The sequence below is a fragment of the Vibrio sp. 2304 genome (assembly GCF_033339475.1).
Lineage (GTDB): Bacteria > Pseudomonadota > Gammaproteobacteria > Enterobacterales > Vibrionaceae > Vibrio > Vibrio alginolyticus.
Map to the genome: position 1 here is coordinate 48602 of NZ_JAWOUQ010000009.1, position 22820 is coordinate 71421.

Below are 22820 nucleotides of genomic sequence, written 5' to 3' on the forward strand. Positions count from 1 at the left end.
CATTATGGCTAAGCCAACTCTTGCGCCAAAATCACAGGGGATGGATCCTCGTTTGTACTGCGATTACGCTCGTTTAGTACGTCTTCAAGCACAAGCAGAATCATTCAGTTTACTTCCTCACCTAAAGGCGGGTAGCGTTCTCTCTGGCCGACACAATTCGTTGTTTCGCGGTCGTGGATTGAACTTCGAAGAGCTGCGCCATTACCAATTAGGTGATGATATTCGTAACCTTGATTGGAAAGTTACGATGCGTACGGGTAAGCCGCATGTACGCAGTTATACAGAAGAAAAAGATCGCAACGTAATCGTGTGTGTCGACCAGAGAAGCACAATGTTTTTTGCTTCGACGCAAGTAATGAAATCAGTTGTCGCGGCAGAGATCGCAGCGATGTGTGGGTGGCGAGTATTAAAAGATGGCGACCGAGTCGGTTTTGTCATCGCATCCCCGCAGGCGTTGTTTCACAGCAAGGCACAGCGTTCGCAAAACGATCTTCTGGCGCAACTTAAACGTCTCGCTAAAGCCAATAAATCGCTCAATGTGGACTCCCGCAACTCCGAAAAAGTAACGTTCAGTCAATGGATTGAGCTCATTAAACGCATGAAGCTCAAGCAATCCACTTTGATTTTTATCAGCGACTGGAGCGACTGCGAGGAGCACCATCTTGATCACCTTAAACAGCTGCAACAGCACAATGATGTTCTCGCAGTGATGGTTAGTGACCCATTAGAACAAACGTTACCAGACGATTTGGCAAAATCGAAATGGGTGGTTGGTGATGGGCAGTATCAACTCAATTTAGACAGCAAAGCAAAGGTAGAAGCCGCGAGCGCAAAGCTTGAGGCTCGAACCAGCTTACAGCGTCAATCACTCTCTCAACTTATGGCGATGAAACACCTTCCGCACATTGAACTCGATACGACTGGCGAGCACATTAAACAATTTCAAAAACTGGTAGGAGGGCGTTAAATGAGTGGTCTTCCTACGCCTCCGAGTACCTACATACTCAGAGAGTTACATGATGTGGCCGTGCCACCAAGCGTGAGTTGGTATCCGCAAACTATTGGCTGGAAAATTTTAGCGGCGGTTGCGCTCATTGCATTGGTGTATGTCGCGTATCGTTTGGCTCAACAGTGGTGGTGTAACCGCTACCGACAAGAAGCTCTGTTGGCGATTTCGCAAATCAAACCGAGCGACAAAGGCATGCCTAAAGCATTGTTCTCTGTGCTTAAAATTGTGTTGATTCATGTTGATAGCCGTAACGCGAAATTGTTTGATACCGCCTTTTTGCGCAAGCTCGATGCGCTATATCTGCAAACCGGAGATTCTCAAGCAAACTCGCAAGTGGTCTTTAACGATGAGCTTTCAAAGCGTTGGCTACAAAGTATTGTTGACCCAAGCGTTATGCTAACCAACGAAGAGCGAGTAACGCTTATTGCTCGTGCGAAAAACTGGGTGAGTGAACACCGTTGCGATGCTCAAAAAGGCACAACAAAGAAATCACCACTATTGAAACGCAAAGCAAATCAGGGAGGTCAACATGAATGATCTTCTTGTATCGCTAACTGGTTTGTCTGGTTTTGAATTTGCTCACCCACTGTGGTTTCTGATTTTGCCGTTGCCATTGGTGGTATACTACTTGGTGCCTGCATATCGCACTAAGCAAATGGCGATCAAAGTGCCGTTTTTTAGTCAGTTGGTGGAAGCGATTGGCGAGACGCCGTCAGAAGGTGCAAGCCAGTTAACCCCAAGCTGGTGGCAACGAGCAACGTTAATTCTCTCATGGCTTTTGGTGGTGTGTGCGATGGCAAAACCCACCGTGTTAGGCGAGCCTCAAGTTCGCGAGAGTTTAGGGCGCGATGTGATGGTGGTGGTGGATCTTTCGGGCTCCATGGCCGAGCCAGATTTCACCTCACGTACAGGCGAAAAAATTTCTCGTCTTGATGCGGCAAAAGAAGTGCTGTCGGAGTTTGTTCAGTCTCGTAAAGGTGACCGATTAGGCTTGGTGCTTTTTGGTGATGCTGCTTTCGTGCAAACGCCATTTACCGCAGACCAAAAAGTGTGGCTCGAACTGCTTAACCAAACCGATGTGGCAATGGCAGGGCAGAGTACCCATCTTGGTGATGCGATTGGCTTAGCGATTAAAGTTTTTGAGCAAAGCGATAAGTCGCGTAGTGCTTTAGAACAAGACCAAAACCGTGAAAAAGTCGCGATTGTATTAACCGATGGTAACGACACGGGCAGTTTTGTTGAACCGATTGATGCGGCGAAAGTTGCGAAAGCCAAAGGCGTGAGAGTACACGTCATTGCGATGGGCGATCCGGAAACGATAGGTGAAACCGCGTTGGATATGGACACGATTCATCGCATTGCGAAAGAATCCGGCGGTGAAGCGTTTGAAGCACTCAACCGTGATGAACTATCGGCTGCCTACGACGAAATTGGCAAACTGGAACCTCAACTTTACGAAAGCACTACATACCGCCCAAAACAAAGCCTTCATCATTACTTGATGGCGTTAGTGGTCATCATGCATTTGCTCGCGTTCAGCGTCGCAACACTCAAAAGAAGGGCTGTTACACGATCATCATTAGGAGAGGGCGATGTTTGATTCTCTTAGTTGGACGCAATTCTTTACGCAGTTTCATTTTATTCGACCACAGTGGTTACTGGCTTTGGTCCCCATGTTTTTCTTGGTGTGGTTACGCTGGCGAGAAGAAAGCAAGCCAAGCTGGAAGGATATTCTGCCCGAACATTTACGCAATGCTTTGACGATAGGTGAGCGAGGCTGGCGTAAGCAACTGCCGCTTAAGCTCTTGATGCTGATTGTGTTCATCGCCATTGTGATTTGTGCAGGCCCAACGTGGCAACGTGAATCTTCCCCCTTTGGCGAAGATAAAGCCTCTATGCTTGTGGTGCTTGATAACAGTGACTCGATGCTGCAAAAAGATCTCCCACCAAGCCGCCTTGAGCGTTCCAAACAGAAAATACGCGATTTGCTAGCCGCGCGAAAAGGCGGAAAAACGGGTTTAGTCGTGTTCGCGGGCAGTGCTCATGTCGCGATGCCTATAACTCAAGACAGCAAAGTATTTGACCCGTTTTTGGCGGCCATTACGCCAGAAATTATGCCCGTGCAAGGTAAGCTTGCCGAAAAAGCATTGCCGTTAATTGACCAACAATTGCAAGGTCAACCAGGCTCCACTGTTCTGTTGGTGAGTGATGGCGTTAATCCAGCCACGATTGAGCAATACCAAGCGTATTTCTCGGGCAAACCTTATCAACTGTTAATTCTTGCGGCAGGGAATGCTGACATTGTGAGTAACAACCCAATGGATTTGGATTCTCTACAAGAACTGGCTAGTCAGGCTAACGGTCGATTGGTGGAAGTGACCGTCGATAATAGTGATATCGAGCAACTGAATCGATACGTTGAGCGCAATATGCAGCTTAATGGCGAATCTTCAATGCCTTGGAAAGACATGGGGTATCAAATTCTGTTCCCAATCGCGCTGATCATGATGCTGTGGTTTAGAAAAGGGTGGTTAGTGCAGTGGTGCGTGATTGTAATGGTGAGCGGCACGTTATTGATGCCAACAAGTGCATTGGCCGAGAACATTTCAGTTAAAGCCGAGCAGCCACAAGTTGTGCAAAAAGTGACGGCTTTCGACAAGGTGGCGCAATGGTGGTGGGATTTGTGGCTAACGCCAGATCAACAAGGACAGCGTTTGTTCAACCAACAAGCGTATTTAGAAGCTGCAAAACACTTTGTCGATCCATTACGTAAAGGCACGGCGTACTACTACGCTAGCGAGTTTGAGCTCGCGCACAGTGCGTTTTTGGAAATGCAAAACGACCCGTCCGAAGAGGTTCGAGATTACGGTCTTTATAATGCGGCGAGTGCATTGGCGCGTCAGCGTGAATATTTGGCTGCACGTGACTTGTTAAAATCCCTAGCCAACAAGCCAACGTTGAGCGAGAGGCTAAGACCGGATGTTGAGCATAACTTGAAAGTGATTGGTGGTATTGTAGAGGACATCAACCGGATGAGTGAGAGTCAGGCAGGAACAGAGCAAGAAGCATCAACCGAGCTAGGTGATAACCCTCAAACCGCAGAAGGGGCGGATGAAAAAACGTCAGCGGAGTTGATGATTAAAGAGACGTTAAATGCAGACGACATCATAGGTAGCCAAGAATTAGCCGACAAATGGTTAAAGCGAGTCGAAGCGGATCCTAAATACTTCTTAAATGCGAAGTTTCAGATTCAATTGCGTTCAATAGAAACCGGAGAATCAACCTCTACTGCGAGCGAAAATACAGAGGAGGCGGTGCAATGATGAAAAGTCACCGTTTTACGCCCTTTGCTTTACCCTTGTGGGTAGTTATCTGTTTCGGTTTCCTCCTGAGTAGTAGTGTGTTAGCTCAAGATATTCGTGACGTTCAACGAGAGCATGGTGTAGAGTTACAAGCGTGGGTTGGTCAACAACCAACGGCTGGAGAGAAGCGTAAAACACCAAGCTTTAGCGTCAATGAGCAAGTTATTTTAACCATCGAAGTGGCAACGCCGCGTTGGTTTACGGGTGGTACGAGAATTGGCAATATTGAAATGCCCAATGTTATCGCCAAACAGCGTAATCAACTAGCAACCAACTTTACTGAGCAAAAAGAGGGACAAACTTGGTCGCGTCAACGATGGGAAGTGACTTTGTATCCTCAAGCTTCTGGTGATTTTGTGATTCCACCTGTCGCAGTGGGCGTTCAGGTGTCTGCGCCGGACGGCGAGAAGGTGTCAGGCACACTTTACACGCAGCCGATTAAGTTCAAAACCGTCTTGCCATCGGGCCTGCTGAGTGGTGAGACACCTTGGTTTTCTGCAACAGATGTAGAGGTAAAGCAAGAGTGGGATACCTCCACTGAGTCACTCAAAGTTGGGGATGCAATCACGCGTAAAATCACCATTTCGGCTCAAGATTCACTATCTGTATTGCTACCAGACTTGTTGAAAGGAGAATCAACAACCCGTTATCAAGCGTATCCTCAACCCCACCGTTTGACAGATACGCAAACACGTGGTGATTACCAGTCAACACGCACAGAAGAGAGCGTGTACGTGATTCAACAAGGTGGTGAATTAACCCTGCCAGATTATGAGTTCCGTTGGTGGAACAGTAAGACTCAGCAAGTGGAAACGGTGATGTTAGAGGGCAAAACTTTTGCCGCGAAGCACACGTTGAAGTCCTTTATCAGAACGTACTTTGCATGGATTGTTTCCACGCTTGTGTTGCTGGGTTTTGTGATTATTTCATTGGTAGCCATTAAACGTTACTACCGCAACAGACCGACACCAGCATGGCTGACGTTCCACCGTTTGTTAAAGGCTAAACGTTGGTCTGAAGCAAGGACCATATTGTACAAACAATTGCGTTTAAATACGGCCGAGCTAGAAATGACCAAAGCCGATACGAGTGAATCGTGGCAAAAAAGTGCGTCGCGAATGCAAAATGGTGAAAATAGCGCTCATTTACTGAAGTCGATGTGGCGCAAAGTCCAGACCAAACAAAAACGCTTTAAATTCCGTATTCCGCGAGCGTTACCAGAACTGGACAAAGTCATTGGAAGAGATGGCAATGAATAAAACGGGGCGCTAATATAGCGCCTCGTTTTTATTAGATAATAGAGTTCAAATGAGCCAAGAGTTTATGCGCCGCGCATTGGAAGTGTCCAAAAATGCGCTTCCTGAATGTCAACCCAACCCGCCGGTTGGCTGCGTGTTAGTGAAAGACAATCAAATCGTTTCTGAAGGTCATACTCAAGCGATTGGTGGCAGTCACGCGGAAGTGGAAGCGCTGAATGCGTATCAAGGCTCGTTAGAATCGGTGACGGCATACGTTACGCTGGAACCGTGTTCGTTTGTTGGTCGCACGCCAGCTTGCGCGGTGACATTAGTCAAATCCGGCATAAGCAAAGTCGTCGTAGCCATATTGGACCCCGACCCGCGCAACAGTGGTCGAGGTATCGAGATTCTAAAACAAGCAGGTATAGAGGTAGAAACTGGTTTATGCGGCGAGGAAGTCAGCGAGTTTCTTACCCCTTACCTAGGCAAAGCCTAAGTCAAGCTTTACGTTGCACTACGGTGCCAGTTTATGTAGTGAATGAAGTGCGTCAAAATTGAGTTAAAACTCGTTAAAACAAGCGATACCGCCCATTTATTGCACTTGGCTGCGTGAACGATCATGCTGTTAGATTAAAATAGAGAAAGTGACTTTTGAAAAATTTAATAGCATGAAACCGACCGACCTTAATCTTATTCCCATTTTCACTGCCATCTATGAAGAGCGTAACTTGTCTCGGGCGGCGGCGCGTTTAAACATCACCCAGCCTGCGGTGAGTAAAGCGCTTGCAAGGCTACGTGATATCTACGATGACCCATTGTTTCATCGTTGCGTTAAAGGTGTCGAGCCTACCTCGTTTGCGATGGATATTTATCCTGCTCTTCTAGCTTCAGTACAAAATTTCACTTCGACATTATCGGCCTCTAGTGAGTTTGACCCTAAAGTGTCGAATAGAGTGTTTTCTATTGCCTGTGTGTCCGTTGCAAGCTTTGAGTTGCTACCTCAAGTCATGAAACAAATCCGTGTGTCGGCGCCAAATGTTGCATTAGAAGTACATCCGCTTTTTACGGAAGATTTTGAAAGTGATCTGCGGTTACAACGATACGATTTGATCATTGATATCACACCAAGAGCAAGAACGGTGTTAAAACTGGAAACTGTACTTACGGAGCGTTTGGTGGTGGTATGTAGCGAAGCGCATCCACGCCTGAATGACGAGATTACGGCTGAACAATTTTTTGAAGAAGAACACGTAGTGGTTTCGCAGTGGCAGAGTCGTAAGAGCTTGTTAAACGCCGATGACATTGTCGACTTGGATAAGAGAAAGATTAAGTATCGAGCCTCAGGCGTACTAGAAATGCTCCCAATTATTTGTGGTAGTGAATACATTGGTTTAATGCCAGAGTCGATGATCAACTTGTTCAATAACACCTATCATGTTAAATCTTTATCAATGCCATTTGATGAACAAATGTATGAGCTTTGTACAATCTGGCATCCTAGTCGCACAAACGACAGCGCCCATCAGTGGTTGCGTTCACAGATTAAGCAAGCAGGAAAAGTCATCAACCAATAGGAAGTGCAATGAAAAAGACAATACGTGCCATCCTTAACGGAAAAAAAGCTGGGAATCCAGAGTTAAGAGATGCAATCATGAAAATGAGAGACAAAGGCATCGACGTACAGGTGCGTGTGACGTGGGAATCTCAAGACATGCCACGGCTAGTAAAAGAAGCGGTTGCTGAAGGCATTGAACGTATTGTTGTCGCTGGTGGCGATGGGACCGTCAATGAGGCGGCTTCTGCGATTATTCAAATTGACAAAGAAAAACGCCCTGAGTTAGCCATTATTCCCCTTGGTACCGCCAATGACTTTGCTACCTCTATTCAAGTACCTAATTCCATTAAGGCGTCTTTATCTCTTGCTGTTGAGGGGCAGTCCGCTTTGGTCGATTGCGTCAAAGCGAACGATCGCTGCTTTATTAACGTGGCAACAGCAGGGTTTGGCGCAGAAGTTACAGCAGAAACGCCTGTTGAACTCAAAAACTTTCTTGGCGGTGGAGCTTACACGCTAACTGGTGTTGTAAAAGCACTTGGCTTTAAACCATATGACGGAACAATAACGATTGAAGGTGGTGCGTATCAGGGAGAAATGTTGCTCGGTGCGTTTTGTAATGGGCGCCTTGCTGGAGGTGGGCAAGAGTTAGCTCCAAAAGCGATGATTAATGATGGGCTGATGGATCTAACATTGGTGCGCCCATTTTTACCTCATGAGCTGCCTAAAGTAATCGACGAGATCAATAACCCGAGTGAGAAAGGAGAGTTTGTGAAGTACACAAGAGCAAGCTGGTTGGAGATAGACTTCCCGAATCCATTGCCTCTTAATTTAGATGGAGAACCTTATCATTCGAGAACCATTAGATTTGATGTTCAGCCTAAGAGTATACGATTAGTCGTACCGCAAGATTGTCCTTGCTTGACTAGCTAAACGAGCGTTTTCCATGATTATTGCGTAACACAGCCACTAAAATGTGGCTGTGTTATTTGTGTTGAGGTATCAGTCAGCTTCTTAACGTTTTTGAATTGTCTCAACGTCTATCTGCGTAGTTGTCCAATCTGCGTCAACCTCTCCTCGAATCATTACGGTATCTTTTGGTGTCACTTCTTGACCCATCCAATCTTCGTTGTCGATCTCTACTTCGATCTCACCAGTGTTGTCTTTGAACAAGTAAGTCTCGTTACCAAATGATTGAACAATATGCCCGGTTAGCACTACAGCGCTGTCGTCGGTTGCGTTGCGCGCCTCTTTCACCGTATTGATTGCACTGACTTCTGGACCATTAAACGCGGCGAAAACCGAGCTTGAAAGTAGGGCAAGCATGGATGTTAACAATACTCTTTTCATTATCATCTCCTTATATTAGAAGTAATAAGTTGTGCCTACGTTAAAGGATGCAGTGTTCGCGTATCGGTCTAGTTGATATTTTGCGTTTACACCTATGGTGAGCTGCGGGAAAATTCTGTATTCCGCACCCACTGAGAACATTGCGCCTAGCTCGTTGTTTTTCTCCGCGCTATGGAAAAGCGTGTTGGTCATTTCCACATCGTCGTTCGTGACAAGTTCGTATTCTTGATGTTTAGAAACCTTGGCGTTGTATTCCGTGTACGTTAGACCCGCTTTGAATTTTGTTGTCCATTTATCATTTAATGCATAGTTAAACACAGGAGCCAACGACACTTGCTTGGCTTTGATTGACGCATCCCAATCCATTTCATGATGGTAATCTTTGCCATCGATTGACTTGATACCTAGGTTTTTTGAACGACTATCATCAAGGTCAAACTGGCTGTAACCCAGTTCCAATGCCCAGTTGTCATTAAATGCGTAACCGACAAAGCCTGAGAAAATACCGTCTTCAAGCTCAGGGTTGAGTGTTACGTTGTCAGTTGAAAAGTGAGGTTCCAAATCATGGTCAGTGGTGCCTAGTCCATATTCCAGACCTACATAAGGAGCCGCAGATACCGAAACTGAGCAGGTAACAAGTAACGCAAGAAGTGTTTTGTTCATTTTATTTTGCCTCTTCAAATCAACTTAGTGAGTAGAAGCGCATTTTGTGTGAAGAAGCGTGAAGCGATCGTGAAGAAACGAAAAAATGTTTAGAAAAAAGAGCAAGGGGCGATAACCGAGGGGCGGTTTGAGTGAACAAACACCAAGCTCTTTATATAGAGTAAGTTAAGTTGCTGCGACGTAACACACCGCAAACGGGACATTAAGGCGAGTAAACTCTTTGATCCAACGCCATTGGTTATCCTGGAGTTTATCGCCAGGGCCTTTCACTTCAATCCACTCGAACTCGTTTTCTTTAAAAGCAATGAGATCCGGCATCCCATTACGGTAAAGCTTAAGGTCGCTCAATTGTATTTTGAACAGCGCCATCAGCATATTGGTTGGGATAGTGTTGAGTGCTGTTTCGAGTAGCTCTTTACTTATTAAATTCCAATGTACAAATGGATTACTGATGCCAAACTTCTCATCGTATTTTGTCAATAACATCTGGGTGTTGCCCGCTTCTAGTTCGGCAAAAGCGGTGTCTATCAAAGCTTGGCGCTTGGTAACAAAATCCGAGTGATATAAATCTAAAGGACGGTGTTGATAAGCGTTAATGAATACCCCTTCAATAGGAGCAAAAATCGCATCCCAAAAAGTGAGACCAAGTAATGCATTAAGCAGTGCATTTTCGGCGTAAAATACAGTCCAGCCTAAGGACTCAAAATACGCTTTGCTGGCGAGTTCGACTCTCTGTTGAGATAAATCCAGTTCAAGGCGGTATTCCGTACAGGTTGGCTTCGTCACTCTTGGCACTTTCTCGCCTTGTTTTCGTTTTAACCGTTGCTCAAGTTTTTGTGCAACTTCGATCTCAGACACATCGATCGGTGAGTTAAGCATATCTGTGACAATGTCACAAAATAAATCATCATGGTTTAATTTGTCATAGATACGTGCGCGTCGTTCTCGGCTCGGTGTGAGTTGAGTTTGGCCAAATAGATATAGGGCGGTCTCTAGATCATTAAGCCGTTCGTAATCACGTGCTATGTCATTCAACATGTGCTCGCGTTTACGATCTACGTAACGGTGTTTAACGGGCTGAGGCATTGCCTCAATTAATAAGTCGAGATTGGCTTTGTCTTTTCGGTCAAATTGCCAGTACAGGTTGGCCAACTGGCTCAGTTCAATTAAACGGTCTATTTGCTCACGTGAATCAAAGAAACGGCGCACTTTACTCAATTGATATTGCTCGAACTGATGCAAACCTAAGTCATCAAGCACAAACTGACTTAAGTCTTGATGGGTGTTGGCAAAAAACAGAGTGAGCAACACGTCGATCATATGAGCTGAATTGAGTTTGACGATCGTAAACTCAAGCTTCTCTGTACGATCAAATTCCGCATTACTCAAACGTTCGACAAGGGCGTCTTTCTTGAGTGATTTCGGCAGTTCGGGATAAAGCGCAGAGATTTCTGGTTTGGTCAGTAAATTGGCCGCTAACTCTTGATGAGAAAGGGGAGGGGAAAGGGCTACAAACTCATGTTGACTCAATTCTGCCAGTGCTTCATTGATAGAAGGTATTTCTTGATAACTCAGCTTATCACTTCGAAACCAACATCCCTTTCGGCTATATAAACGCACCAAAAGGCACTGGGCGTGTTTGCTCAAAGAATCAAACGAGCAAAGCCATGCGTGTTCTTCCTTGGTTAGTAAATCGCTGTACCAAGTTACTGCGTGATGAGTCAGCTTAAAGAAGTTCTCTAGATAGTAGTCTGGTGCTAGTTCGATAGGGCTTTCCATAAACGACCGATAACAAAAAAGGCTTAACCCATAGGTTAAGCCTTTTTGCTATCAAATCAATTCGCAATTATGCGTTTTTTAGCTGTGCTACTTTCGCTTCAGACAATGGCTTAGTGATGAACGCTAGTACGATACATACTGCCATCATTGCTGAAGAAATTGTGTAAGCCAAGGTGTAGCCGTCGCCATTTGTCATCGAGAAACCAACAACCGCTGCGCCGATTGCACCACCGATACCCCATGCTGTGTAAAGCACGCCGTAGTTAGTGCCGTAGTTTTTCAGACCGTAGAACTCAGCCGTTAGAGTAGGAAATACCGCTAGAAGTGTGCCGTAACCTACCGCTGCGATTGCTGTACCGATGATCAGTGTAAACTCAGAGTCGAACGTCGCGAACAGCACCATGTTTACGCCTTGTAGAACGAACGCGAGTAGAAGCGTACGAACACCGCCGATTTTATCTGCAAGCATACCCGCGGCAACACGACCGCCAGAGTTGAATACAGCAAGAATAGACGCTAGGTAAACCGCGTTTGGCAAGTTTGCTTGAACGCTTGCGATTGTCGTGATGTTACCGATGATCATTAGACCAACAGAAGCTGCAAACGCGTACATGATCCATAGAGAGTAGAACTGTGGCGTTTTCAACATTGCTTTCCAAGTTAAGTCATCTGACTTTTTCACCGCTTTAGGTGCTTGGCCTTCTTTTACTTTAGGCTCCGCAGGTGTGTAGTCTGCTGGTGGGTTGTTGATGGTTGCTGCAAGAGGAACCGCAATCGCTAGGATACCAACACCAAGAATCATAAAGCTAGTTTGAATGCCCATGCTGTCTATTAGCGCAGAAGTTACTGGCGCAAGGTAAATAGCCGCTAGACCAAAACCTGCCGCAATAATGCCGTTAACCATACCTTTCTTCGAAGCGTGGAACCACTTCATCGCAGAAGGTGATAGGCATGCGTAACCAAAGCCGATACCTGCACCTGTGATCACACCGAAGGTAATGTTCAACATTAGTGGAGAGTTCACAAAGCCAGAAGCGATCATGCCCAGACCTGTAAGAACAGTACCTAGGATAAGGATCATTCGAGGGCCCATGCGGTCTTGAAGAATACCTGCAATAAGAAGACAGATAGAGAAAGTGATGGTTGCAGTTGCGTAAGGTGCAGAAGCTTCTGCAGCACTCCAGCCTGATTCAGTTACCAGTGCCTTGTTGAATACACTCCAAGCATACAGGATGCCAAGACAAAGGTTGATACAGAACCCTGCTAACAGGATGCGCATAGCTTTATCAATCTTGCTCATTTTTATTCTCAGTTTTTCCTCTTATTGGCAATGCCGCAAAGAAGGTTGGTTTAAAGATGTTTTTTCTCAAAATTAGTTTGCGTTTTTCAACGTTTAACGCAATGAGCTCGGATTATAACCAATAAATATGTGATTGGAATCTCTTTTTACGGTTACTGATAAAATAATTTGCAACATTAAAAGTGGATGTGAATTCATGGTTTTGTATGTAGTAAGAACGTTGTAAAAAAGTGATATTTTTTGTTCGCTAATAACGAATGATGAGTCAAGACAGAGAGGTTTTACGCTGTTGAGTGCACAGTTCACATTTCAAATAAAAAATTTCAAAATGTTTCCATGTTAACCATCTGTAACAAAAATGGCGAATTTATCATCTAACTGTCGTAAGTATCAGATGCAAAGGGTTTCTTGATTTTTAATTGTTAACCTTTTGTAATAATTGAAGCTGATTAGCTTTTATGTTCATTAAATGAGCAAAAAAGTAACTTGTAATTGCTGATTTTAGGCGCAGAATATAGTGAAAAATGAGTTTTCATTTATGAAGGGATGCTTTTTAGATTTGTTGTGAGGTGACTTATGAAACTGTTCCTATTACTCATGGCTTCGGTATCCGCTGGTATCGCATCAGCAGACCACATCCATTCATTTATGTTGGGCTTATCTATTGCTTCTTTAGCGGTAGGTAGCTGTTATTTCTTCGCATTTCGCAGCTCGCGCTTTCCACAGCTTGCTTTATTCCTACTCATTTGCGGTATGCTTTCTAAGTTGACGATAACCGTAGTCGGTGTGATGTGGGGAATGTCCGCGGAATTAATCACGTCTCCAATCGTATTCGCACTTTCATATTTATTCTTTTCGCTTGCCGTTACCTACTTATGGTTTAGCTACAGAGAGAGCATCACTAAGATTCCTGACCGATTTAAGTCAGCGTAAATCAACACATTAGAATAAAAAAAACGCCAGCACATTTGCTGGCGTTTTTAATTAAACGTAATTTTGTTCGGATATTGCTTTTAGTTTGATCGTGGCAATACCGTTAGGCACTCATTGGAACAAGCACCATAGTACCAATAATCACCGTGATAAGGCCTGCTAGAACTGGAACGGATGTGCGTTTTACAACCTCAAACGGGCTGATGTTTGCCATACCTGATGTCGCAACGATTACGCCAGATACTGGTGAGATAGTACGGCCTAGGTTTGATGCTTGAAGCATCGGGATAATTAGGAAAGCAGGGTTTAATCCCATTTTCGCAGCCAAAGATGGTGCTAACTCCACGAACGCATAAAAAGGCGCGTTACCCGAACCCGTTGCAATTGCTGCTGCAACTGTCAATGCAGTTAGAATAAGCATTAAAGCAACGCCGCCTGCACCAGCATTATCTGCTAGATGAAGTAGGTTATCGATAGCTCCGATAGACATCAGACCTTGTGCAAAAACCCCTGCGGCAACCAAAAGCATCACAACGCCTTTGAACGCGTCAGCCATGCCTGCGTAACAAGAATCTAAATCTTCTAGTGATTTCTTACCATCGAACTTATTTACAACATAATGGATCAGAGCTCCAAGGAAAATCGAACCAACCACAATAGTGTAGATGTCTAGACTAAGTCCTGGAATGGTACGACCGTTGAATAGGAAAACGCCGATGATAGGTAGAAAAGGAAGAGCTGCATAAAACGCTGGTGCGTCAGCTTTGATCTCTGATACATCAATTTTTTCCATTGGTGTATTTTCTTTCTTATCTAAGTATTTGTTCCAGAAGAACGCTGCCGCTGCCATGACGATGATTGCGCAAATAGAAACAGGCAACACAGTTTGTACCGCAAACACATCAAGCTCTAAACCAGACTTTTCTGCTGCGATAACAACATCACCAGAAGTAGGAGAAAGGATGATTGCCGCTGGAGAGGCACACACTGCAACGGCTGCTGGACGAGAAATGCCCATCGCGACCATCATTGGGAATAATGTCGCCATTAATAGTACGCCAAGGCCTGTTGCAGAACTTACCGCAAGAGACATTAAACACGCCACAATGTAAGCCGCTACCAAAAGGACGTAAGGAGACTTGATGACAGAAAGCGGTTTAGAGAACTGTTTCACTACCACGTTGTTCGCGCCGATATGAGTCATGTATGACGCAAAACCACAAAGCAGCATGATTTGCATACCAAGACCGCCACCGCGGTATTGAAGCATGTATTTCACGTATTCAAGCGCATCTGTCACCATGTTACCAGTTGAGGTGATTTTTGACGGCAGCACGTCGTGCCCCAAAACGCCAGTCATAAGAAGTAAAGCAATACCAGCGGTCAGTAACACGCCCGCAGCTTTATAGCCTTTGACAATAAAGTAACCCACCGCAATGGTAACCACTAAGCCAATTAAGAGCTCTAACATAGGGATCTCCGAATGTTATGTAAAAAAGAAAGAAACTGTTTCAGTTTATGACAAGGAATTTACAGAATTCTTAGCTGTGGCACGAGACAAATATGAGGCTTGCATGATCTGAGACAAATAATAATTTAATAAATAATTTCGTTAGATTGTATTGTTGGAATTTGGTTTTCTAAGTGTTATGTGCTGGTTTGAAGCTATTTATAGGAAGGAAAATATGACTAGGAAAGTGAATGAATAATGAGTGAATTGATTCACAATAGGAAAAAGACTTTACTCAATAAGCAATTATTGGAAAACACTCTTCACAACAAAAAAGCTTCGCCGAAGCGAAGCTAAGTAATCGTAAGAATGAGGATAAACTATGCGTATCGACGAACCATAAGGTTCCAACTACGTTGCTGCCGTTCGAACTCTGCTTTAATTTGCTGGTACTTCATTTTCGTTACAGAACATTCGTATTTTTTTACCACACTGGCAGTTTTGGCACCGAGTACTTCTTTGCGCATCTCGTAGTATTCCTGCATGTGATGAACTAGAGTATCAAACTCGTGCTGTAGTTGATCGAGGATCGTTTGCGTGTTCGGTTTCGATTCTAGCTTTTCTCTTGCTTTCTTCAAAAGTTGACTCGCACGGGCTTTTTCAATTCTAAATGTAGGCGTTGTGCGCAACTTAGATGTGAGTCCTAGCCAAGAACATGACTTTATCAACCACTTCGTTGGGTCGTAATGCCACCAATACACGCCATTGCGATAGTCATTCTCGAAAATATGATGGAAATTATGGTAACCCTCTCCAAATGTGAAAAAGGCGAGTACACCATTATCGCGAGCAGTGTTTTTGTCTGTGAAAGTTTGCTTACCCCAAATATGTGCGAGGGAGTTAATGAAAAAAGTCGTATGGTGACTCATAAAGAGTCGAGCCGCACCAACGACCAATAACATCCCCCAGATATCACCGTAGATCAGTCCGAGCATGACTGGGAAACCAATATTAGTCAGTAGGGCAAGTGGAACATAATACTTATGCTGCCACATGACGATTTTGTCGCGCTTTAGGTCACGGCAGTTTGTATATTCGTTTTCCTTTGACTTATTGTAATCACGTAACATCCACCCAATGTGAGAATACCAAAAACCCCGCTTGGCTGAGTACGGATCTTTATCGTTATTGTCGACATGTTTGTGATGCACACGATGATCAGAAGACCAATGTAATGCACTATTTTGCAAAGAAAATGCTCCTCCAATCGCAAAAATGGCGCGCAAAATAGGATGAGCTTCGTATGTTTTGTGGCTCCAGAGACGATGATAGCCTGCTGTAATAGAAAGGTTAGTAAAACTAAATGCAATCACTCCCCAAATTAGATGTTCCCAACCCAGCCCAAAATGATATGCATACCAAGGCATTACAATAAAAGTCAGAACAAAACTGGCAGAAAATATTAATGTATTCAACCAGATAACAGGTGGTTTGTTTTGAGTCACAGGTGTATCCCTAACTTTGAGCTAACAACTGTTCGCCAGAATATCAGCGTACACATGTAAGTCAAATTAAAGTTAGACAAATGTGACTATTCCTTTGGGTGTAGATTAAGGAACTTGATGGGATATTTTGCTTTTAATTGAATAATGAGTAGTATTAAAAAATGAGCTCTGGCTTAAGGTGTATAAAATCTGCCAAGAAACAAGTGTTATAAAGGTGGAATATACCGAGACTCTATAAAGAAGCAAAAATGTAAGAAAATAGGAATACGTAATGGATTTACGATTAGCGGAATATAAGGACTACGAGCGCATTGCGCATCTTCATGCGGATAGCTGGAAGCGTCATTACCGTGGCATTCTTAGTGATAACTATCTTGAGAAAGAAGCGATTGACGACAAACTACTGATTTGGCAAACCCGTTTGACCAACCCACCATTCAATCAGCACATTGTCTTGGCGGAGGAGGGAGGTTTGCTACTTGGCTTTGTTTGTGTGTTCGGCAACCATGATTTCGAGCGTGGAACCTTTATTGACGCATTGCATGTTGATGACAGTTACCGTGGTCGTGGGATTGGTAAGCAGCTATTACTTGCTGTCGCCGAATGGCAACAGCAGTACTTTAAAGACACAGGTCTTTATTTAGAAGTTGTGTCGCAAAACATTTCTGCGATTGAATTCTATCGCCACATTGGTGGACAAGAGGATCAAGAGCGAACTTGGCGCGCACCTGATGGCAAAGAGGTGTTAGAAAAAGTATTCCGTTGGAAGAACGCCCAGTCATTAGTTAGTGGGATTGAGGAAAACGTGATTTACTCCTAACCTAGCGTTCTAAAACATTAGATAAGAGCAGTCTCAACACTGCTCTTTTTTGTTTATGCACCCTAAGGTTATGTTTTATTACAAGCTTTCTAGAAGTTAACCCCCATGGCTTTTAGTTCGAGCTCACATTGCTGAGCATTTTCAAACTGAATAGCAGCCATGCCAACTGCTCGGGCACCTTCAACATTGTAAGGCATGTCATCAAGAAATACTGTCTCTTCGGGGTTAAGCTGATACTTTGAAAGTAGAGTTTGGTAGATCTCCGCTTGTGGTTTTAGTAATTGAACTTCAGAAGAGATGATTGCTCCATCAAACAGTGGCCAAAACTCATAGGTAGTACGAAGATATTCCACAATTTCGTTGATGTTGTCTGTGAGCGCATATACGCCATATCCGGCACTTTTTACTCGTTTTAACAGCTCTATACTGCCGTAAAGTAGTATTTGAGTGTGTTTTACATAATAAAAGAAGCGGTCCATTTCTTCCGTCGTTACTTGGTGTTCACGTTGATAACGCTGTTTTGCTTCCCTTTCGGAGATCGTCCCTTTATTTAAATCTTTCCAGATTTGTGATGAAAATAGCATCTGAGCCATTTTCTCTGACTCTACGGAACCACCAAATGTTAAGCGAACGATTTCTACTGGAGACCAGCGTACCAATACATTACCTACATCAAAAATGACATTTTTTATCTGGAAAGAATTCATGACACACCCCAAGCCAATTGTTTGTCACCGCGGTATATGCGGTGAGTGCTGTTTTTAAATCGTTGGAAAGCCGTGCCAAAGGCGCGACTTAAGTTTCTAGAACAAAATGAGATTAACATCCAATTGGATACAGAGCGATTATCGCAAAATTACACTAAACTATATGCAACTTTGTTTATTTGGTTGTAAATCAAGTGCAGCTGTCTTAAAAGATTGAAACTAAAGATAAGTATTGCGAGCTGTTTACGTCATTTCGCGCTGCTTATAAATGATGATTAATATATAATTAGTTAATAATAAAATAATAAAATGATAAAAGTGAATCAAAATCACATTGTTGTGCGTCAGGCGGAGTAAGCAAAACAGATTATATGGACTCGATACGTAAGGTTTATCAATATGCAGAACCAAACCTAACTCTCGTTGGCTGGATGGGGTTTCTTGGCTTTCCGCTGTACTACTTTGTCTGGGAGTTTGCCTTTCCACAGGCTTATGAAAATTTACCTCTTAGATTGTTTTGCTCGTTATTGTTTTTCGGCATCATTTTTAGAAACCGCTTATCATCGACTTGGAGAGATTATGTTCCTATTTACTACCAAGTGACGATAACGCTGTGCTTACCGTTTTTCTTTTTTTATATGTTACTGATGAATGACTGGTCCAATGTATGGGTTATGTCGTTTATGTCTGCAATTTTCTTACACATTTTACTGGTTCATGTTACTAGGGTCATGTTTGCTCAAACCTTTGCTGGGATAGGTTTAGCAACATTCTTCGCTTGGCTTGCAAAAGGGTTCCATCTTGACTTGACCATGGATTGGACTCATGTGCCAATCTTTCTGTTTATTTATGTCTTCGGTAATTTGTTCTATTTTCGTAACCAAGTTGAACATGAAGCGAAAGTCTCGCTGGCAAAATCATTCGGGGCAGGGATTGCACATGAAATGCGTAACCCGTTGAGTGGGCTTTGCACTTCAATAGATGTTATCCAGTCGATCTTGCCCAACATGAAAGAGGCAGGAAAAGAGCAGTACGTCATGAGTGTAGAGGATGTCACCTTATTACGTGAAGTGAGTCAGGATGCAATGAACATTATCCAATCGGGTAATGAAACCATCGATTTATTGCTAACTTCGATTGATGAAAATCGAGTTTCTCGTTCTAGCTTCAAAAAATATTCAGTTCACTCGGTCGTTGAACAGGCAATTGAAAGCTTCAGTTATAAACGTGCCACTGATCGATTTGCCATATCGCTGGATGCGAGAAGTGAGTTTGAGTTTCTAGGTAGTGATACGTTACTTAAATACGTTATGTATAACCTCTTCAAGAATGCCTTCCATCACCGTAAATCTGAAGATTTTCACATACATATATCCATGATAAGTTCAGAACGCTTTAATCAAATTGTTGTAACCGATAATGGTGCTGGCATTGCTCCTGATGTTCTACGCAATATCTTTCAAGACTTTTACACCACTGGCAAATCAGGAAGTTATGGTTTGGGTCTACCGTTTTGTAAAAAAGTCATGCGTTCATTTGGGGGGAACATTGAGTGTCAATCTCAGTTAGGGGAGTGGTCTCAATTTACATTAACTTTCCCACTAACGACATCTGATACCGTTACTGAAATAAAAAACGATCTGACTAAACTCAAAACCATTCTAACGGTGACTAGCCAAGATATCTTGGTGTCTAAAGTAACAGATATTAGCCGTTTTATGGGCTTTGATTCAACGATTTTAGATGCCAACCAAGTACTCAAAAAGAAAGAGTACGAGTTCGAATTCGATCTGATTTTTATCGATCTTGAGAGCTTAGAGCCAAGAGCAAACCAGTTGGATAGATTAGAATCTCTCTTGTCTTTCACTGAAGCACGCATCGTTTATCTTTTTGAGCATCATCCGACTCAGAGAGCACGTAAGGCTGCATATGAACCTATTTGGATCGAAACGCAAGCCTGGTTATTGAATACTAAACCAACTATTGAGCGTCTCTTATATGATTCAAGCTATGTATCGACACCAACGGCCTCGGTGACGTTAGATAGTTCAAATAAGCGCACAATTATGGTCGTGGATGATAATGAATCTTTGCGTAAATTCACGGCAATGTTACTTGAAAAGCAAGGCTTTGAAGTGATTCAGAAAGAAGACGGGCAGCAGGCTCTGGATACACTAGAGCAAGAAGATGTTGATCTCATTCTGATGGATATCGAAATGCCAATTATGGATGGTGTAGAAGCGTCTAGGCGAATTAGAAGCTCGGATAAAAACTATGCGTCGGTACCTATTATTGCACATACAGGGGATAGTTCACCTGTCACGTTGGACAAAATTGGGTCTTCGGGTATGTCTGACTTCATCGTAAAACCGGCGGATAAAAATCGCTTGTTCGATAAAATCGCAAACTGGATCTAATCATTCGCGACTTGTTTTCTTGAGGCGAGTTGCTCACAACGAATAACACGAATAAAGAGCTCAGCAAAACTGTTGAGCTCTTTAGTTTTATCTACACATTAACTTACACAAACTCTAAGTCAGGGTGTGCGAATGCTTGTTGGCAGACAGTGAGTACATGATCAACTTCAGCAGCTGTCATGTCGGCATTGACTGAAAAACGGATGATGTTTTTGTTCCTTCCAGTTGCAGGGCGGCAAAACACTGCGCCGTAAACATTTCGCTCTTCGAGAAAATCGCGGACTCGCTCAGTGTTTCTCTCGTTGCCGCATTCTAATGAGATAATTTGTGATTCACTGCGAATAGTAAATCCAATGCGTTTTAAACCAACGGCTAAAGACTTGGCTCTTTCAAACAGAATATCTCGCTTATCATCTGATTTTCTTATGACGTCCAGTGTTTTCTCTAGCCGAATGATCTCTTGCGGTAATACAGTAGAACTAAATATTGCAGGGTACGCCACAAACGGAAGCGTCTTCGCCAGTTTTTCTGGGCCTAAAATCGCGCCAGCACGATAAGCAAATGTCTTGGCAAGACTAACGGTAATAAAATCTACCTTATGAGTTAAGCCAAGACCCTGCAGTATCCCCGCACCTTGTGGACCGTGTGTACCTAAAGAGTGTGATTCATCTACAACCAGGCCGCAGTCAAACTCCTGTGCTATTTCGTAGATATCACGTAGAGGAGCGATGGTCCCGATAGTGCTGTAAACCGAATCCACAACAATGATCCCTGAACCGTGACGTGAAATCTGCTTTCTTAGGTGACTGGTGTTGTTATGCATGAACGGATGAATTTGTGCTCCGGCAATACGTGCGCCTTCCCACAAAGACATATGTGCAAAGAAATCAATGTACACAGGTATGTTCGGTGCACAAATAGTCTGCAATAAACCGAGATTCGCAGCCCAACCAGATTGAGAAAGTAGACAACTAGGCATACCAACGAAACTGGCTAGTTGCGTTTCAAATACAGGTTTCGATTCATCGTCTTGTAAGAAAATCGCGGACATCACGACGTTGTCATCGTGCTGGGAAATCGCATCACGATGCGCACTTTGAATCTCCTTGTTATGAGACAGTGCAAGGTAATCATTGCTTTGCAGGACAACGGCATTACACGGTGGGCGTTTACCAAGAACAAGGTGTTTTTTGTTCTCATTCGGTTCGATTAGATCTTGAATATAAAAATCTAGGCGTTCCTCGATAAAGGAGGGAAGTGGTTTGCTTTGTATAGTTTCACTCATAATAAATCTCTTCTTCATATGGAAAAACGCCAGCGCTGACACTTATTCATATTGCGGATTTTGGGGAGAGTGTCACTAACCAGGTTGCATAAGTTTGCAGACCCTTGCAAACTCGACATTTGAGGGTTGGATGGTGGCTGTAACTCTATAGGGGCCCGGGGTCTAAACTAGTTTGTGCTTAAAGTTTATACGGCGATTTTGCGGTGTTTTTTCGTGCTTCATATCTGGGATTTTGGATGAGGAATATAAAGTTTGAAAAGTGAAAAAAATGGGCGCATTAGATAACAAAAAAGGCGCGAAAATCGCGCCTTGAAACATGAGTAGATAAGAGACAAGCTTATCGCTTATTACGTAAATAGCGCTTACGACGCTCTTCTTTACGCTTCGCTTTCTCTTCTTCTTTACGGGCGGTTTCAATCTCGACTTCAATCAGCTCTTGAGTGATCATTTCTGGGCGTTCTAATGTAATTTGGCCCAAAGTGCCTTGGCGAAGTTCGTGTAATAAGATCTCTGATACTTTGTGCAAGTCAACACGTCCACCTGCACGTAGTGCACCGCGGCGACGACCAATTTCTTCCATGATCTCGATGTCTGATTCTGGAAGCTCTTCAATTTGATAACGCTCTTTAAGCTTGTCTGCATAATGAGCTGCTAGGTATTCAATGGTATAGAATGCGACTTCGTCATATTCCATCGCTGTATCTTTTACCGCGCCAGTAGCCGCAAGGCGGAAGCCACTGTGTGGATTTTCCACTTTTGGCCATAAAATTCCTGGAGTATCAGATAATACGATGCCATTTTGCAGGTTGATACGTTGTTGACGACGTGTAACCGCGGGTTGGTTACCTGTTACAGCGATTGTTCGACCTGCGAGGGTGTTAATGATCGTCGACTTTCCAACGTTTGGGATGCCCATGATCATGGTGCGAATGTTTTTACCAATTTCTTCTCGGTGTGGGGCAAGTTTGCGACAAAGCTCCATGATTCGATGCACTTCTTGTGGTTCAGAAGTCGTGATCGCCATTGCTTTTACATGTTGCTCTTGCTCCAAGTGCTCAATCCACAGTTGAGTTAACTCTGGATCGGCCAAATCACGTTTGTTCAAAACTTTAACGACAGGTTTGTCACCACGGATTTGAGAAATCAAAGGGTTTTCACTACTGAAAGGAATACGAGCATCCAGTACTTCGATGATCACATCCACTTGAGGGATTGCTTCTTCGATCTCTTTACGTGCTTTGTGCATGTGGCCAGGAAACCACTGGATTGAGTTATTAACCATTTGAATTTAATACCTTAATTTTTCTAATGCTCCAGCGGTTGTAAAAGTAGCAATGTGAATCTTGAGTGACACAATACTAGAACGCATTTTCTAAAACTGTGTTTACTTCAAGCTGCTCGAAACCGCGGAGTTGAGCTTTCTTTCATGTTAATACGCCAGTTTATCATG

The 22820-nt window shown here is 43.6% G+C and carries 20 protein-coding genes; 11 read left to right on the plus strand and 9 right to left on the minus strand.

Annotation, left to right across the window (positions count from 1 at the left end; translation table 11 throughout):
* The first annotated feature begins 4 nt into the window (after positions 1–4).
* The 8 genes from R7P64_RS17100 (at position 5) to yegS (ending at position 8094) form a co-directional block, all read left to right on the plus strand.
* Positions 5–967 (plus strand): DUF58 domain-containing protein, encoded by a 963-nt coding sequence (locus R7P64_RS17100; protein WP_213971543.1) that lies wholly within the window; start codon positions 5–7, stop codon positions 965–967.
* Positions 968–1546, plus strand: a complete 579-nt coding sequence (locus tag R7P64_RS17105) for a DUF4381 domain-containing protein (RefSeq protein WP_213971542.1) — start codon at positions 968–970, stop codon at positions 1544–1546. It abuts the gene before it with no gap.
* Positions 1539–2609, plus strand: a complete 1071-nt coding sequence (locus R7P64_RS17110) for a VWA domain-containing protein (protein WP_318122015.1) — start codon at positions 1539–1541, stop codon at positions 2607–2609. Before R7P64_RS17105 ends, R7P64_RS17110 begins: the two co-directional genes overlap by 8 nt.
* Complete coding sequence (locus tag R7P64_RS17115) at positions 2602–4332, plus strand: vWA domain-containing protein (protein ID WP_318123746.1); 1731 nt, start codon at positions 2602–2604, stop codon at positions 4330–4332. Before R7P64_RS17110 ends, R7P64_RS17115 begins: the two co-directional genes overlap by 8 nt.
* Positions 4329–5630, plus strand: coding sequence for a BatD family protein (locus R7P64_RS17120; RefSeq protein ID WP_318118955.1), 1302 nt, complete (start codon positions 4329–4331; stop codon positions 5628–5630). Before R7P64_RS17115 ends, R7P64_RS17120 begins: the two co-directional genes overlap by 4 nt.
* A gap of 49 nt (positions 5631–5679) precedes the next feature.
* Complete coding sequence (locus R7P64_RS17125) at positions 5680–6105, plus strand: bifunctional diaminohydroxyphosphoribosylaminopyrimidine deaminase/5-amino-6-(5-phosphoribosylamino)uracil reductase RibD (RefSeq protein ID WP_318118956.1); 426 nt, start codon at positions 5680–5682, stop codon at positions 6103–6105.
* 172 nt (positions 6106–6277) lie between these two features.
* Complete coding sequence (locus R7P64_RS17130) at positions 6278–7183, plus strand: LysR family transcriptional regulator (protein WP_005376541.1); 906 nt, start codon at positions 6278–6280, stop codon at positions 7181–7183.
* A gap of 8 nt (positions 7184–7191) precedes the next feature.
* Complete coding sequence (gene yegS, locus R7P64_RS17135) at positions 7192–8094, plus strand: lipid kinase YegS (protein WP_318118958.1); 903 nt, start codon at positions 7192–7194, stop codon at positions 8092–8094.
* A gap of 81 nt (positions 8095–8175) precedes the next feature.
* Here the strand turns inward: yegS and R7P64_RS17140 are convergent, their stop codons facing one another.
* The 4 genes from R7P64_RS17140 to R7P64_RS17155 all read right to left on the minus strand — a co-directional run bounded on the left by R7P64_RS17140 (position 8176) and on the right by R7P64_RS17155 (position 12253).
* On the minus strand, positions 8176–8511 hold the full coding sequence (locus R7P64_RS17140) for a YgiW/YdeI family stress tolerance OB fold protein (RefSeq protein WP_042520734.1): 336 nt from the start codon (positions 8509–8511) through the stop codon (positions 8176–8178).
* A gap of 15 nt (positions 8512–8526) precedes the next feature.
* Complete coding sequence (locus tag R7P64_RS17145) at positions 8527–9174, minus strand: AcfA family outer membrane beta-barrel protein (RefSeq protein WP_005376538.1); 648 nt, start codon at positions 9172–9174, stop codon at positions 8527–8529.
* A 165-nt stretch (positions 9175–9339) separates the two neighbouring features.
* The gene (locus tag R7P64_RS17150; protein ID WP_213886108.1) at positions 9340–10953 is read right to left on the minus strand and encodes a VRR-NUC domain-containing protein; all 1614 of its coding nucleotides are present in this window, start codon (positions 10951–10953) and stop codon (positions 9340–9342) included.
* Between the two features lie 67 nt (positions 10954–11020).
* Positions 11021–12253 carry an OFA family MFS transporter gene (locus R7P64_RS17155; protein ID WP_213866385.1) on the minus strand — a complete coding sequence of 411 codons (1233 nt, stop codon included), beginning with the start codon at positions 12251–12253 and terminating at the stop codon, positions 11021–11023.
* A 576-nt stretch (positions 12254–12829) separates the two neighbouring features.
* Between R7P64_RS17155 and R7P64_RS17160 the strand changes: the two genes are divergently transcribed.
* Complete coding sequence (locus tag R7P64_RS17160; RefSeq protein ID WP_005376535.1) at positions 12830–13186, plus strand: hypothetical protein; 357 nt, start codon at positions 12830–12832, stop codon at positions 13184–13186.
* A gap of 103 nt (positions 13187–13289) precedes the next feature.
* On the opposite strand, the gene dcuC is transcribed toward R7P64_RS17160, so the two are convergent.
* Both dcuC and R7P64_RS17170 read right to left on the minus strand, forming a co-directional pair.
* Positions 13290–14657, minus strand: coding sequence for an anaerobic C4-dicarboxylate transporter DcuC (gene dcuC / locus R7P64_RS17165; protein ID WP_005376528.1), 1368 nt, complete (start codon positions 14655–14657; stop codon positions 13290–13292).
* A 359-nt stretch (positions 14658–15016) separates the two neighbouring features.
* Positions 15017–16141 (minus strand): acyl-CoA desaturase, encoded by a 1125-nt coding sequence (locus tag R7P64_RS17170; protein ID WP_017821552.1) that lies wholly within the window; start codon positions 16139–16141, stop codon positions 15017–15019.
* A gap of 271 nt (positions 16142–16412) precedes the next feature.
* On the opposite strand from R7P64_RS17170, the gene R7P64_RS17175 reads away from it, so the two are divergent.
* Complete coding sequence (locus tag R7P64_RS17175) at positions 16413–16961, plus strand: GNAT family N-acetyltransferase (protein ID WP_005376525.1); 549 nt, start codon at positions 16413–16415, stop codon at positions 16959–16961.
* Positions 16962–17050: 89 nt separating this feature from the next.
* Here the strand turns inward: R7P64_RS17175 and R7P64_RS17180 are convergent, their stop codons facing one another.
* Positions 17051–17668 (minus strand): HAD family hydrolase, encoded by a 618-nt coding sequence (locus R7P64_RS17180; protein ID WP_256896097.1) that lies wholly within the window; start codon positions 17666–17668, stop codon positions 17051–17053.
* 371 nt (positions 17669–18039) lie between these two features.
* On the opposite strand from R7P64_RS17180, the gene R7P64_RS17185 reads away from it, so the two are divergent.
* Entirely contained in the window at positions 18040–20085 is a 2046-nt protein-coding gene (locus R7P64_RS17185; protein ID WP_262579158.1) for a response regulator, read from the plus strand.
* Between the two features lie 103 nt (positions 20086–20188).
* Here the strand turns inward: R7P64_RS17185 and cqsA are convergent, their stop codons facing one another.
* Both cqsA and ylqF read right to left on the minus strand, forming a co-directional pair.
* Entirely contained in the window at positions 20189–21370 is a 1182-nt protein-coding gene (gene cqsA / locus R7P64_RS17190) for an alpha-hydroxyketone-type quorum-sensing autoinducer synthase (RefSeq protein WP_237306315.1), read from the minus strand.
* A gap of 337 nt (positions 21371–21707) precedes the next feature.
* Positions 21708–22652: a ribosome biogenesis GTPase YlqF gene (ylqF, locus tag R7P64_RS17195; protein ID WP_005376521.1), complete on the minus strand. Its 945-nt coding sequence runs from the start codon at positions 22650–22652 to the stop codon at positions 21708–21710.
* Positions 22653–22820 lie beyond the last annotated feature (168 nt).